At 31.2% G+C, this 13,865-nt stretch carries 15 protein-coding genes and 1 tRNA gene; 8 read left to right on the top strand and 8 right to left on the bottom strand.

All coding sequences use genetic code 11. The features are described 5' to 3' along the window. Window positions 1–2: 2 nt before the first annotated feature. The 4 genes from AA088_RS00140 to AA088_RS18105 all read left to right on the top strand — a co-directional run bounded on the left by AA088_RS00140 (window position 3) and on the right by AA088_RS18105 (window position 1,341). Window positions 3–185, top strand: a complete 183-nt coding sequence (locus AA088_RS00140) for a CPXCG motif-containing cysteine-rich protein (RefSeq protein WP_046742925.1) — start codon at window positions 3–5, stop codon at window positions 183–185. A gap of 58 nt (window positions 186–243) precedes the next feature. After that, window positions 244–316, top strand: a tRNA-Met gene (locus AA088_RS00135). 529 nt (window positions 317–845) lie between these two features. After that, window positions 846–1,058, top strand: coding sequence for a hypothetical protein (locus tag AA088_RS00130; RefSeq protein WP_046742924.1), 213 nt, complete (start codon window positions 846–848; stop codon window positions 1,056–1,058). Window positions 1,059–1,137: 79 nt separating this feature from the next. Beyond that, complete coding sequence (locus tag AA088_RS18105) at window positions 1,138–1,341, top strand: hypothetical protein (protein WP_156168322.1); 204 nt, start codon at window positions 1,138–1,140, stop codon at window positions 1,339–1,341. 711 nt (window positions 1,342–2,052) lie between these two features. Here the strand turns inward: AA088_RS18105 and AA088_RS00125 are convergent. After that, complete coding sequence (locus tag AA088_RS00125) at window positions 2,053–2,340, bottom strand: hypothetical protein (RefSeq protein ID WP_046742923.1); 288 nt, start codon at window positions 2,338–2,340, stop codon at window positions 2,053–2,055. 279 nt (window positions 2,341–2,619) lie between these two features. Between AA088_RS00125 and AA088_RS00120 the strand changes: the two genes are divergently transcribed. From AA088_RS00120 to AA088_RS00105, 4 genes are all read left to right on the top strand, one after another. Continuing rightward, window positions 2,620–4,230: a helix-turn-helix domain-containing protein gene (locus AA088_RS00120; protein WP_046742922.1), complete on the top strand. Its 1,611-nt coding sequence runs from the start codon at window positions 2,620–2,622 to the stop codon at window positions 4,228–4,230. Between the two features lie 83 nt (window positions 4,231–4,313). Next, on the top strand, window positions 4,314–4,532 hold the full coding sequence (locus AA088_RS00115; RefSeq protein ID WP_046742921.1) for a hypothetical protein: 219 nt from the start codon (window positions 4,314–4,316) through the stop codon (window positions 4,530–4,532). Window positions 4,533–4,556: 24 nt separating this feature from the next. Next, on the top strand, window positions 4,557–6,215 hold the full coding sequence (locus AA088_RS00110; RefSeq protein WP_046742920.1) for a S8 family serine peptidase: 1,659 nt from the start codon (window positions 4,557–4,559) through the stop codon (window positions 6,213–6,215). A 23-nt stretch (window positions 6,216–6,238) separates the two neighbouring features. Next, a complete protein-coding gene (locus AA088_RS00105) occupies window positions 6,239–6,745 on the top strand; it encodes a hypothetical protein (RefSeq protein ID WP_156168320.1) in 507 nt (168 codons plus the stop codon). A 110-nt stretch (window positions 6,746–6,855) separates the two neighbouring features. On the opposite strand, the gene AA088_RS00100 is transcribed toward AA088_RS00105, so the two are convergent. The 7 genes from AA088_RS00100 to AA088_RS00075 all read right to left on the bottom strand — a co-directional run bounded on the left by AA088_RS00100 (window position 6,856) and on the right by AA088_RS00075 (window position 13,859). Further along, window positions 6,856–7,926, bottom strand: coding sequence for an NmrA family NAD(P)-binding protein (locus AA088_RS00100; RefSeq protein WP_046742918.1), 1,071 nt, complete (start codon window positions 7,924–7,926; stop codon window positions 6,856–6,858). Then, complete coding sequence (locus tag AA088_RS00095; protein WP_052752724.1) at window positions 7,916–8,842, bottom strand: haloalkane dehalogenase; 927 nt, start codon at window positions 8,840–8,842, stop codon at window positions 7,916–7,918. Before AA088_RS00095 ends, AA088_RS00100 begins: the two co-directional genes overlap by 11 nt. A 61-nt stretch (window positions 8,843–8,903) precedes the next feature. Next, window positions 8,904–9,305: a MarR family winged helix-turn-helix transcriptional regulator gene (locus tag AA088_RS00090; RefSeq protein ID WP_046742917.1), complete on the bottom strand. Its 402-nt coding sequence runs from the start codon at window positions 9,303–9,305 to the stop codon at window positions 8,904–8,906. Between the two features lie 236 nt (window positions 9,306–9,541). Then, window positions 9,542–9,697 carry an amidohydrolase family protein gene (locus tag AA088_RS18760; RefSeq protein ID WP_156168318.1) on the bottom strand — a complete coding sequence of 52 codons (156 nt, stop codon included), beginning with the start codon at window positions 9,695–9,697 and terminating at the stop codon, window positions 9,542–9,544. A gap of 29 nt (window positions 9,698–9,726) precedes the next feature. Continuing rightward, entirely contained in the window at window positions 9,727–11,070 is a 1,344-nt protein-coding gene (locus AA088_RS00085; protein WP_052752723.1) for an amidohydrolase, read from the bottom strand. Window positions 11,071–11,390: 320 nt separating this feature from the next. Further along, a complete protein-coding gene (locus tag AA088_RS00080; RefSeq protein ID WP_046742916.1) occupies window positions 11,391–12,479 on the bottom strand; it encodes a serine hydrolase domain-containing protein in 1,089 nt (362 codons plus the stop codon). Window positions 12,480–12,599: 120 nt separating this feature from the next. Beyond that, entirely contained in the window at window positions 12,600–13,859 is a 1,260-nt protein-coding gene (locus AA088_RS00075; protein WP_046742915.1) for a TlpA disulfide reductase family protein, read from the bottom strand. Between the last annotated feature and the right edge of the window lie 6 nt (window positions 13,860–13,865).

Below are 13,865 nucleotides of genomic sequence, written 5' to 3'. Positions count from 1 at the left end.
TAATGAATGAGTATTTTTTTCAATGCCCGTATTGTTGGGAAGAAATTTCCATGTTAGTAGATATCTCTGTACGTACGCAAAAATATATTGAAGATTGCGAAGTCTGTTGCAATCCAATTGAAGTTTTTGTACAGTGTCAAGATGGAATTATAATAGAATTTGATGCGCAAAACATTGAACAATAAAAAAAATACTTTTTTTGTTGTTAGAATAAAAAATGATTGTATATTTGCAATCCAATATCGCGGGATAGAGCAGTAGGTAGCTCGTCGGGCTCATAACCCGAAGGTCACTGGTTCGAGTCCAGTTCCCGCTACTAAGAAAATCAAGCCTTCACAGAAACGTGAGGGCTTTTTTGATGTTATAGCTACAACAAAATAAAAAATCAAAGAATTTTCAGCTGCTCTCATTTTAGAATATTTTAGATTGAAAATATTAATTACTCATTACGATAGTTGATAGTCACTTGGTCTGAATTATGTAGTAAACTCTTAAAATTGGATATGGAACACAGTTTGTATTCCTTTCGACATACCACAGCAATCAATATCTTTAAGTCCCTACGAGATACAGGCACCCTTCACGTTCAGATCTTATTCCGCCTGATGGTAATCACACGGTATAAATCTGTTGCAGGACTCAAAAACTATTTGCGAGATATCGGAGCAACACTTCCAAAAGGTTACAGATAGAGTTCTAATATACAATATGAATATGGTATAAAAATTGTCGTTAAAAAAAAGGAGTTTTACGAGTTTCCGTAATAAAAAAATCGGTAAGCTTCTTTTATATATCGGTCTTAAAAATGCTTCCCCAAGTTATACCCGAATATTTCTTTCATACTCATGTTTAAAGTGACCAAACAAGGAAAATTCAAAGGAGAACAAAAATGGATGCACATAGTAGATGCAAAAGACTATCTAATGGAAAGTAGAGGACGTTATGGAAACGGATATTACATTGTATGGGAGAAAGAATTTAGAAAATTGAATCCGAAAAAATATAATGAATTGGTTTATGATAAAAATGAAGTAGGAGAAAACTTTTTATGCTTATGATAGTTTATTTAAGATTCAAATGATATAGTTTTAATGTCTAATTGATTATATTTAAAGATGTTAACTAAAAAATTTAATCATGAAAAAAAAGAATTTAAAATCGTTTACGCTGAATAAGAAATTTATAGCGAGCTTTCATCGATCCTCAAAAGGAGGAGCAGTAATGACTTGGGATATTCTATGTCAAACAGCTCCCACTCCAGGGCCAGACACCAACCATACTTGTTATTTTTCTTGTCCTGGAAATGATATGCCTTCATGTAATTGGTCAGATTGCTGTTAACATAAATGTACACTTGTAAAAACAAAACCCTCAACAATTATAGTTGAGGGTTTAAAATTGGGGAATTTTAGGTGTTGGGGAGTTTTTATGTTACGTAATAAATCATTCCAAACAATACAATCAAGGCAAAAACAATAGCTGCTACTGTAAAGCCTAGAACAAAACCTTTTATAAAACTATTTTGATAGTTGTCCATAGTAATTTCTAAAAATTAGTAAAGCAGCCTTTCTTAACAAAGGCTACTTTACCTCCTGTCTAAAATAACACCAACCTTACCACTATTCTGTATTTCCGCTATACAATAATTAATAATTTATCATTTGTGATATAGGTATAACTGTCAGCTTCCCCAAACTGATTGATTAGACACTTTCTTATTCAATAATTGCCATATTGAGCGATATATAATTTTTAAGTATAATCACTAAAATCTTCAGTTATCTTTTTTATTTGTTCTGTTGGCACCAACTTTAGTATCATCGATTTTGAATGGTTTTACTATAAAATAGGCAATGATGATAGCTAAAAGAAGTATCACAATGGTTATAATTACACCACACAAGAAATCTATGTTAATATGTTTCATGACTATTTTATCTGTGTTCGTTTGGCTATTAACAACAATAAAATAGATTTAGGAAAAGCCATGGGTATTACAGGCTATGCTGAAATACGCATGGCTTTTAATTAGTAATCAATAAATAATAGGGTTTAGTTTTTCTTTTTAATGGAATCCTTACGTTTTATTCCTAGTACTTGGTTACGTGCATTAAATGTTTCTTCTTTCTCTTTTCTCTTTTTTATGTAAAGCTCCATGATTGCACTTTCAATTTTTTTATTTTCATTGAGTCCGTTATATACATTTCGGATCATGGATTTCCCATACGGTGTTCCCTTTCGGCTTGTAACACCACGCATGTTTAAAATATAAAGCACTTCATCAGCATAATGGTAACCAAGTACTTTTCTTAATTCTTCACGCTGCCTCTTATGTATCATGATTTGACTTGTTCAAATGAAAACTTAAAAATTGATTTAAAAACTTCTGACATACCTTTTCTTACATTTAGAAATTATATTATATTTTAGCTGTCAGATTTTTTTGATTGGTGTAAATGTATTTATGCTACTTATATAATTCAAAAAGTTATTCTTTTAATTCAGGGAATTGATAGATCAATTCGAGGAAATGATATACGAAACATGAGATTTTTTTTATTCTTACTTAATTTTCTTTTTTGCTTATATGCATATTCACAGAATCAACAAGATTCTTTAATGAAAAAGAAGTATTCTGAGTTGTCTTCAATCGTAAGGGAAAATATTGATGATGACAAGCAAAAGGCACTTATATATGCGAAGGCATATTTAGCCAAAGCAAAAAAAGAAAATAATCAATTAGGGCTTGGAACAGGATATCGATTGCACGCCAATATAATTAAGGATGAAAATTTAAAAATTTCCTACTTAGATAGCGCAATAAATACTACTTTAAGCGTAGATAATAAATTTTATCCAGCTCTTTTACTACTATACAGAGGTGGTATTTATTATGATCAAAAAAAATTCAAGGCTTCTTTACAAGACTATCTTTTAGCAAATACTTATGCAAAAAAGAATAATGAGGAACTGTATTATACCATTAAATTTAATGTAGGAATTATTAAAAGACAGATAGGTAATTATAAAGAGGCTGAGGATATATTTAATGAATGTTTGGAATATGAAAGTAAATATAAAGATTTTGATAAGGGAGACATGTATTTTAGCACATTGTTTCAATTATCCAATGTATATTACGAAACCAAACAGTTTTTAAAAGCCACAGAAATTAATTCTAGAGGAATAATCGAAACATTAGAAAGAGAAGATTCTTCAAGGTACTATCATTTTGTTGTGAATGAAGGAATTAATTTAACCAATCAAAAAAAGTATTCGGAAGCAATTGACAGCATTTACAAGGCTAAAGATTATATCGAAAGTAAAGATGACTTAGCAGTAGTTTATCATTATTTAGGAACAGCTTTATACGAAAGTAATCAAAAGCACCAATCAATTCCATATTTTCAAAAAGTTGATTCTATTTTTTTAGAAACCCGTGACTTACTCCCGAGCTGTAGATCATCTTATGAAAAACTAATTAATTATTTCAAAGAAATAAAAGACCCAAAAAATCAGTTAGTATATACAACTAGGTTATTACAATTAGATAGTATATTAAATGATGATTATAAGTATTTGGTAAAAAATTTGTACAAGGAATATGATTTTCCAGAGTTAATGAGCGATCACAAAAAACTGATATCAGAACTTGAAAATAGTTCAGAAAAGAGAAAATATTGGATTATATTTCTAGTGCTAATTGTATTAATTTCAATGATATTACTTTCATATTATTCTAAGCAAAAGAAAAAATATAAAGAAAGGTTTGAATTACTTGTTGATAAGCAGAAGTTTCAACCAAAAGAAGATAATTCAATTAAAAATTCTTCAAAAGTTTTAGAGGAAATAGATGAAGAAATTATTAATCAAGTTTTACATGAACTAGAAAACTTTGAAAAAAGTCATAGTTTTCTTAGAAACCAAATTACCTTAAATGATGTTGCCAAACTAGCTAATACTAACACTAAGTATTTATCAAAAATTATAAACCATTATCACCAAAAAAATTTTAACACCTACATAAACAACTTGAGAATAGATTATATAATTGAACGTCTAAATACTGATAAAAATTTTAGAAAGTATACTATAAATGCTATCGCTGAAGAAGGAGGTTTTACAAATGCACTTTCCTTCTCAAGAGCATTTGCCAAAAAAACTGGTATAAAGCCTTCATATTTTCTAAAAGAGTTAAACAAAGGGAAAAATAACATATCAATTCCATGAATTGAAAGATATATCTATCTGTAACTTTCTTTTTTAAAAAGATAAATGCATAACATTGTCATGTAATAAAAAACATAATTAAAATGAAAAAAAAGAAATCTTCATTAAAATTAAAAATAGAAAGTCTAAATGAACGAAATTACTTGCTGGGCGGTACAGATGGCGCGAATACTGGTAATCCTGATACTACAACAAAAGGAGCTCCAAAATCTAAAGATGACGCTGCATGTGCTTCAAAGGTTGTCGTTTTAACTGTTTGTACTGAAGTGTCGAACACAAATAATCCACAGACAGATCCTTGATTATAAAAATAACTATACTTCATTATGAAAATTAAAACAGTTATTTTTTTGATTTTGATTAGTAGCATTTTCAGTTGTAATACAATAGAAAATCCTGCTAATCATTATATTTCAAAAACTGAGATAAAAAAGCTAATTAAAAAGGATAAATATAACTGGCAACATAAAGATATATTTAAAGATTCAATTCCTGGAATAAGTTTGGAGAAAGCATACAAAACAATACTGCCAAAGTTAAAAGGAGATACTATCATTGTTGCTATTTTAGATACTGGTATTGATATTAGCCACAAAGAGTTTAAAGGGGTTTTTTGGAAAAACAGAGATGAAATTCCAAATAATGCAATTGACGATGATCAAAACGGTTATGTTGATGACATTCATGGTTGGAATTTCTTAGGAAATGACAAAGGTGAAAATGTATTTATTTCAAATTATGAGTCTACTAGGTTTTTAAGGCTCTATGATACAGTTTTTAAAAATAAAGATATTAATTCTTTTACAGGAAGAGACAAGCTACTCTACAAACAATATCAACATGTAGTAAAAAATCACAATAGTAAACTAGAAAAGGCAAAAAAGGCTTTGGATGAATACTCAAGAGCGTATGATGAATATGAAAAAATGATCAATGCCCTCAATAAATACTTCCCCAATGAAAAGTTTACTTTGGAAAAATTGAATTTAATTAAAACAGATAACGATACACTTAAATACTATATCGAGGAAGCTAAAAAGTGTGTAACTTATAAAATAGACAGAGATTGGTTTGAATATAAGAAAAAAAAAGTTACCGTTCGTTACGAAAAACATTTAGGTGTAAGCGGATATAATGAAAGTGATATTATTGGAGATAATCCAAATACCCTAAAAGATAAAGGTTATGGAAACAATGATATAAAAGGTGAAAAGCTCACTCATTACCACAGTACCCAAGTTACAGGCGTGTTAGCCGGAAATCGAAACGATGATGAAGGAGTGAAAGGCATCACTAACTTAGTAAAGATTATGCCAATACGTTTAGCAGCATTAGGTTCCGAAAGGGATAAAGATATCGCTTTGGCAATACGCTATGCAGTTGATAATGGAGCTAAGGTTATCAATATGAGTTTCAGAAACGATTTTTCAACTCGTAGAGAATGGGTTGACGAAGCTATCAAATATGCTTCTGAAAAGGATGTTTTGCTTTTAATCGCAGCTGGAAATGAGAGCAAAAATTCAGATATTTATTTTAACTATCCAAATGATCAAATTGAAAACGATAATGATTTTGCAAATAATTTTATAGTTGTAGGAGCATCAACTCACAAAAAAAATTTAATAAGTAGTTTTTCTAATTATGGAAAACATAATGTTGATATCTTTGCCCCAGGCGAAGATATTTATACTTCAAACCCTGAGAACGAATATGCATTTATTGATGGAACTTCGCTAGCAACGCCCATAGTGTCAGGCGTTGCCGCGCTTATCCGTTCCTACTATCCCAACCTAACCGCCGCGGAAGTAAAACAAATCATTATGGAATCGGGTGTTTCGTTTGATATCATGGTCAACAAACCATCTTCAAGTAAAGAAAAAGAACTTGTTCCTTTCAGTTCCCTTTCCAAATCTGGAAAAATAGTCAATGCGTATAACGCCTTGCTCATGGCGGAAGAAGTTTCAAAGAAAAAGAAGAAAAAATAAAAAATCTCTTAAATTCAAAGTACATGTATCTCATTTGGTTTATACTAAACGCCTCGTTTATCATCTTATTTTTTGCATTGGTATTAACGCTGTTTAGTAAAGGAAAACAACTCTTTAATAATAAATACGGCAACGCAATCATCGTCGTGTTTGTGATTGGCGTTTTAGGAATGTTGAATGCAAAAGGAAAAGGTTTTGACAATTCATATACACATTATCAACACGGATTGAAAGGACACAATGTAAAATCTACAACCGTGCGCATCGATGAAAGTTTCATGTTTGAAATTCTATTAATCGTTAACTTCAAAAAAGATCAGCAAGATCAACTTAGAGCTAGCTATTCTCACAGCGCTATCAATGGAGTATCTGGCGGTTATCTATGGGAATACCAATACAGCGACATCGATCGCATTGACGAGCATACCTTTTCGTATGAAATGAACGGACTGATACATTGGTCATTGTTTGGAATTCACCTATACACGCAAAACAAAACCTATAAAGGCACTTTTTCATTGGTTGAGTAAATCCTCCTAAATGTAATTAAACAACTTTGTTTAGATATTTAAGATTGTCCTGTTTTGAAATAAAATAGATTCCAAATATATAAAAAGCCATGCGCGAAGCACTAATTCCGCTATGGCTTATATACATTGTTGTAGCCGGTACTATAATGTTCCGATTTCCATTCCTCTGAATTATTGGATAGTATCATATTTTTAAATATTGGAAAGCCTTGATTTTTTTCAAATTCCGTCATATTCCATTTTTTAGTCAATATAGCTTTCACCATTATTTTCATAGTTCGTAATTTGTTCAGAAAGGACTGTTTCACCATAGGTTTTTCTTTTAAATACCTACGAGTAATGGTTTCAAAATCATCAGCTGGTTTGCCAACAATATCTTGAACGGTTGTACTTGGTGCGTTTTGTTCAAAACCTCCATTGTGTCCGTCTTTAACGTAGTAGATAACTTGTGATGCGTCACGTTGCGGAAAGCCATAAGAGCGTAACATTTTTAACATCATATTTTCGGGTAAAATGTTTGCTTTTATTTTACGGCCAACAACTTTACCAACTATGTCTGCCATTTCTTGCGGTGTTAATAATTCTCTACTTGTTACTCGATATGTTTTTCCAATATGTGGCTCTGTGTTTTTTAGAATATGTGCAACTGTTAATCCAATATCTTCATTTGAAGGTGGTGCATTTGTTCCAAAATTAGGCATCATTCCGAATTGCAACATAGGTTCAGGCATCATAAAATAAACGAATGCAAAAAGTCCAGGATTTACAAATACTACGTTGGTGTTTTCAAGTCGCTTAAAGGCTTGGTCAACCAACCAATGTTCTTTGGTGTATACCGAAGGATGTGAATTTGACGATAACCATTGCGTAAGTACAACTACATTTTTTGTTTCCATTTCTTCTACCGCAGTTGCAAAAGTTGAACCTTGGAAAAGTACATTTGGGTAAGTAGGTACAAAGTATGCACTTTCAATATTTTCAAGTGATTTTCTAACATCTCTGATGTCTTGAATGTCGCCAACGAATATTTCAGCACCTAACCTTTTTAGTTCCTGTGCTTTTTTGTTATTTGGATTTCTAACAAACGCTCGGACTTTAAATCCTAATTTCAATAATTCTTTTGAAGCTGGAAAGCCCGTGTTTCCGTTTGCTGCTGTTACCAGTATTTGTTTATTGTTCATATTTTTGTTTTCTATTTATTCTTTGATTCCAATTGACGATAGACTGACCAATTTCAGTTGGAAAGTCTTCTTGTAGATAGTGAGAACTTTCCCCAACATATTCTACCTCAATATTTTTATAGTCATTTTTCATTTCCTGAACGTGGTTAGGTTTGATAAGAACACCAGTTTTAATCCATAATAAAAGTTTAGGAACGTCTGAAGTCTTAAGCCATTCGTGATTTTTGTTGACCATTTTGTAAACATCTTTTGGTTTTCCGTTAATAGGAATTTCATTCGGAAAAACATAGATTGGTTTACGATTTTGTTTTTTTAGGAAAGGTTGCCGATAGTAGTTCTTTTCGGTTTTGGTCAGTTTTCTTTTTTGGCCTATTGATAATAGGATTCTTTCAACAAAGAAATTGCCATTGATAATCATTAGTTTGCCAACAATTGGTGTGCGAAACAAACGAAAAATTAAACGAACAAAAGGATTTCCGAAGTCCCACTTTTTTGGTCGTATTATACCCTCCATAAAAGCTACTCCTTTTATTTTTTCACTATTTTTGCGTGCATACGACAAACCTAATGTAGTACCCCAATCGTGTAACACGAAAATGATATTGTTTAAATTCAATTCGTTAATGAACTCATCAAAATAGTTGGAATGTGTTAATACTCTATAGTCAATATTTGGTTTATCAGATTTTCCAAAACCAACTAAATCCATTGCGATTACACGACCTTTTGGCAATAAAAAAGAAATGATGTTTCGCCATATATAACTTGAGCTTGGATTTCCGTGAACACAGATAAACGTTACTTGACTAGTATCATCGCAGTTGTTTTCGTCTATATAATGAATTTTGGAATTCAAAATATTGATGAATTTTGATTGGTATGGAAAATTTTCAGAAGTCATATTAGCTATTACCATATTAAAATTTAAAGCTTATAATAGTTTAAAAGTTGTATATACAACATTGTAATTAAAAAAATTAGTTTAAACTATTTTCCAATTCAGTCAAATGTGTTAATCCATTTTCGCCCAATTTTGAAATTAGCTCGTCCATAGTCTCTTCCCAAAGAGGAATTAGCTTTTTTACCATTTCATTACCTTGTTTTGAAAGTTCAATTTCTGGTCGATATTCAGATGTTCTATTTATATAGTTCTGTTTTTCCAAGATTTTAATATTCCTGCTTACTGTTGAGCGTTCCAAAACTAATGCTTGTCCGATTTTCCCTTGCTCAACTTTCCCCATTTTTTTTAAAACAAATAAAATGGTCATTTGATTTTCGGTAATGTTAAATTCAGATAATTTTCTTCTAAAATGTCCATCAGCTATTCTTGATAGTCGTCTTAATCGTGAACCAATACAAAATTGTAAATCATATTTCATAAAGCAAATGTAAAAACTCCAAGTTGTATATGCAACATTATTTGTTGTTTTCTATATTTTTTATGATGTTCTGATGGTTTTTTCAGTATTGGCTACAACGGTCCTGTATATAAAAAGTAGCGGTTTTTACGCACTAAATTTTCGGTTTATAATTGACTTTTAATTTATTCACTATCTTTCGATTGAGTGATTAAACCGCTATTTTTTATATACGTTGTTAGCAAACGTTATTCATTTTATTGTTCGTAAATCAGTTCGCCTTTCAGATAGGTTTCTAAAACTTGAGTTTGATTGATTTGTGTCGGTTGAATGTCAAATAGATTTTGGCTTAAAACAATAAAATCTGCTTCTTTACCAACTTCTAAAGTTCCTACTTTGTTTTCCTGTCTCATCACATAAGCTGCATTAATTGTGTATGCTCTTATGCTTCATTTAGAGATATGTTTTGTGGTGCACGAGTTACAGCATTCTGCATTCCTATAAATGGATTTAGCTCACTCACATCCCAATCGCTACTCAAGGTCAATCTTGCATTGGCATCTACCAAATTTTTAATTGGAACATTCGCATTATTTAATGCAGAACCAATAAGAAAGTCGGTTTCGTGCCAATTAGCAGGTTGTGTAAAATCTCCTGCAACTTGTGCATCTGCGGTCACATTTAATTGACTAAATCTTGAATAGTCGGAAGGCAGGACATATTCTACGTGCGTTAATCTGTGTCTGCCATTTCCATTACTACTTTGCTCAATGGCATTAAGAGCTTCATTCACGCCACGATTTCCAATGGTATGAATATGAAAATCAAAACCTATTGGCTCTAAAGCTGATATATATTGTGAAATTCTACTTTGAGAGACATAGTTTAATCCATTATTTGTAGGTAAATTGAATAAGTCTATTAGGTAATCGTCTTCCATTGCAGATGTTGTGTTGATGATTATTCCGTCAGCATACAATTTGATTTGATTGATTTTCAAAAAACTATTTGCATCGTTAGAATATAGAGATTGAATAGTGCTGATTTGTGTAGCATCATTTTCGGTTGGATATAGCCAAAGCCCAAGATTTGCTCTTACAGTAAGTTTTCCTTCATCTTCAACTCTTTGCCAAGTTTGATGATGATTACGTTTCCAATAGGTTCTTGCATCACAAACAGAAGTAATTCCGTTTTTTGCCAATTCTGGAAGAGCAAAATTTACCAAGCCATCATAATCGTTTTGTTCGTTATTTGGAATTGACGCAATGGCTAAATCAATGATTAAGTTTCCTGCATTGTCTATTAAAATTCCGTTTGGCATTCCGTTGTCATCTTTCATTATGATCCCACCAATTGGGTTTTCAGAATTTTCGTCTATACCAGCAAGTTCTAATGCTTTTGAATTTACCCAAATGGAATGTGAGGTTTGTTCCATTACCGCAATAGGTTTGGTGGTTGAAATGTCGTCTAAAATTTCGATTGGTTCGCGAGTAGCATCGAAAAGGGTATAAATATCAAATCCCCAACCTAAAATCCACTCAGAATTTGGATTTTGCGTTACTGCTTGTTCTATATCAGAAGCATAGTTTTCTGGGTTAGTTTCTTCGGTGTTCAGCACAAAAAGAAAATTATCTGATGCTGCTTCCAAGGGATGCAAATGAACATCATGAATACCAGGCATTACCATTTTATTCTCCAAATCAATAATTTCTGCATTTTCAGAAGCTTGATTTTCAACGTCTGTAGTTGTTCCTATGGCTATTATTATTCCATTACGAATCAGCATGGCTTCTGCCCATTCTTGATTTGAATTAACGGTATAAATTTGTCCATTAACATATAGTCGTTCATTAGTTTGGTTAGGTTGAGTTCCGTTATCATCTTTTTTACAAGAAGATAAAGTGATAAGAATTAGATAGAAGAATAAATTTCATATGATTCATATATTAATTGTTCTTTTTAATGTTAGCTAACGGTTTTGTGTATAGCTTTTTGCAAGAAAATCGGCAAGATTTTTCGACTATACCTAAAGATAACTCATTGTGGTTGAATTTCTTCTTGGAAATTCAACCACAATGAGTTATACACGTTGTTACACAACGTAATTTACTTACCTTCTAATATCATAGTTGCAATTTGTGAGTTTATTTGATTTGGTCTAATCGTCCAGTTTAAAGCACCATTAGTTAACAAAATCACTGTAACATTTTGATTGGTTTGTTCATTCCAATAATACCTGAAAGAGGAAATTCCAGCACCTCCGTGTCCAACCATTCTATAACCACCTTGAAGTTTATATGATTCCCAACCTAAACCAAAGTAACCATCTTTTCCACTGTTTAACTTTACAGGTGTCCAAATTTCATTTAGTTGCTCTTTTGTTAAGATTTTTTCATCTTGAATGGCTTGAAACCATTTTATTAAATCATTTAATGAGATGTTTAAACCAGCACCAGCATACATAGGAGGCGAATAATTTAGAGGAAACATTTCTAAATTCCCATCCCTATTTTGATAGCAAGTAACTCTATTTTGTATAATTTTTTTAAACCCACCATATTTAGCCGAACTTAGATTGAACTTGTCAAAATATTCAGTTTGCATATATGATTCAAAATCTTGATTTGCCAATTTTTCAATTATAGCACGAATTAGAAGAAATCCTGTTGCGTTATATTTTGATTCGGTTCCTGGACTAGAACTAAAAGGTTTATCTTTTAAAGTATCAATAACAAATTTTTCACTATCTGGAGCTAAAAAAATTTGATAATCAATTTGGTCTGGAACACCAGAAGTATGAGATAGTAATTGTTTGAGAGTTAATTTTCTCCAAGTTTCAGGGAAGTCATTTCTGTTTGGAAGAAAATCTTCTACGGTTTCACTTACACTTCGTTTATGAATACTTAATAATTTATGAAGAGCAACTGAACTGAATAATTTGGATAATGAAGCAACAGGGAAAGACATGTCTATAGTCATAGGTACTTTAAGTTGTGCGTGTGCTAAACCGTATGATTTTTTGTGTACTACTTTATTGTCAACGAGAATTGCGTAGTTTAATCCAATAATCTTTAGGCTATCTATGGTGCTTTCTAGATAGGCATCAGTTTTCTTAAAAATATTTTTGTTATTTTCTTGAGCGTAAGATTTTCCTATCAAACAAGTGATTAGAAGTAGTTGTAAAATTAATTTCATCAGTTCTGTTTGTTATTTAGACCTAATAGATTCGAAATTGTTACAGTTTTGAAAAAATAACGGTTGTTTTTTTATGTGGTGTAACGTTATTGCGGTTATACATTGTTACCCAACGTTTTTTTAATTTAATCGAGTTTCTAATTCCATTCTAACTTCTTCAGCGGTCGGGTCTTTAGCTAATATTATTCCATTTTCGTCAATTAAGAATATTCCGCCACCACTACCATCGACTCCATATTTCTGCCAAATATTGTTTTGTCTGTCCAATTCAACTAGGTTAATCCATTCCCATTTTTCCTTTTCAAGGAATTTTACAAGTCTATCTGTATTTTTAAATTCTCCAGCAACCCCAATAATTGTAAATCCTTTGTCTTTATATTCGTTGTAGAGAGGAACCATTGTTCGACTTTTGGCTATGCAAGGACCGCACCAAGTAGCCCATAAATCTAATAATGCTACTTTTCCATTAATTTTTTCAGAAAGTTTAATTTCATTTCCATTTAAATCAGGTGCGGAAAAGTCAGTGTATTTTTTGCCAATTTTTATATTTTCAATTGCATTAATTAAGTTTGAAGCAAGTTCATTATATGGATGGTTTGGGTTGGCGTCTGACAGTATTTTGTGATTTTTTTTAGCAGAATTGACATCAAGATTTTCTTTATTAAAAATTAAGTTGTTTAAAAAAAAGGAATAAGATACAAGATTAGGATTGTTTTCAATGTAATTTTGCTGAAACAGCTTTTGTTGCTTGTAAATAGGTTTTATTTTATTGTCTAACTCTTTGGCTTTAGGACTTAAATTTTCTTCTGATTTTTCTAAATCATCAAGCTTTTTGTAAATGACTACTTTCTCATCTTGATTTTTGGCTTCTCTTAATTCCGCGTAAATTAGTTTTGCTTTATCACTGTTATATTCATTACTCTTAATAAGTGCACTAATGCTGTCTTGAAGCGGTTTTATTCTATTGTTAAATTCATTCTCAAAATTTTGTTTAAATTTTGTGTATTCAGCGTTTAGGTTTCCACCTTTAGTAACGTTTTTGTCAAATTCTTCTTCAGAGTAAATGGTTAAATCAATTTTTTCGTTTTCTAAAAACAGAGGCATAAAACGTCCTCCTCCATTTTCTTTGGCTTCTCCAAGAAAAAGATTAACTGCTTCAGGATTTTTTAGTTTAGATTCAAAATAAAATTCCCCATTTTCAACTGGAATTTCAATCAATGAGTCAAACCTCATATCTTGATTTGGTTTTACTAAAAGAATAGATTTTGTTTTAGTTCCGATTACTTTTCCACTTAACAATAGACTTTGTTCCTTTTCTGTTGAACAGTTCAAGAAAAATAGTATTGTAAATAGTAATGTAAATTTGACAACATATTTCATTTTTGA

The organism is Kordia zhangzhouensis, assembly GCF_001005305.1.
In the GTDB taxonomy this organism is placed as follows: domain Bacteria; phylum Bacteroidota; class Bacteroidia; order Flavobacteriales; family Flavobacteriaceae; genus Kordia; species Kordia zhangzhouensis.
This window is presented reverse-complemented; position numbering and strand designations above follow the sequence as displayed.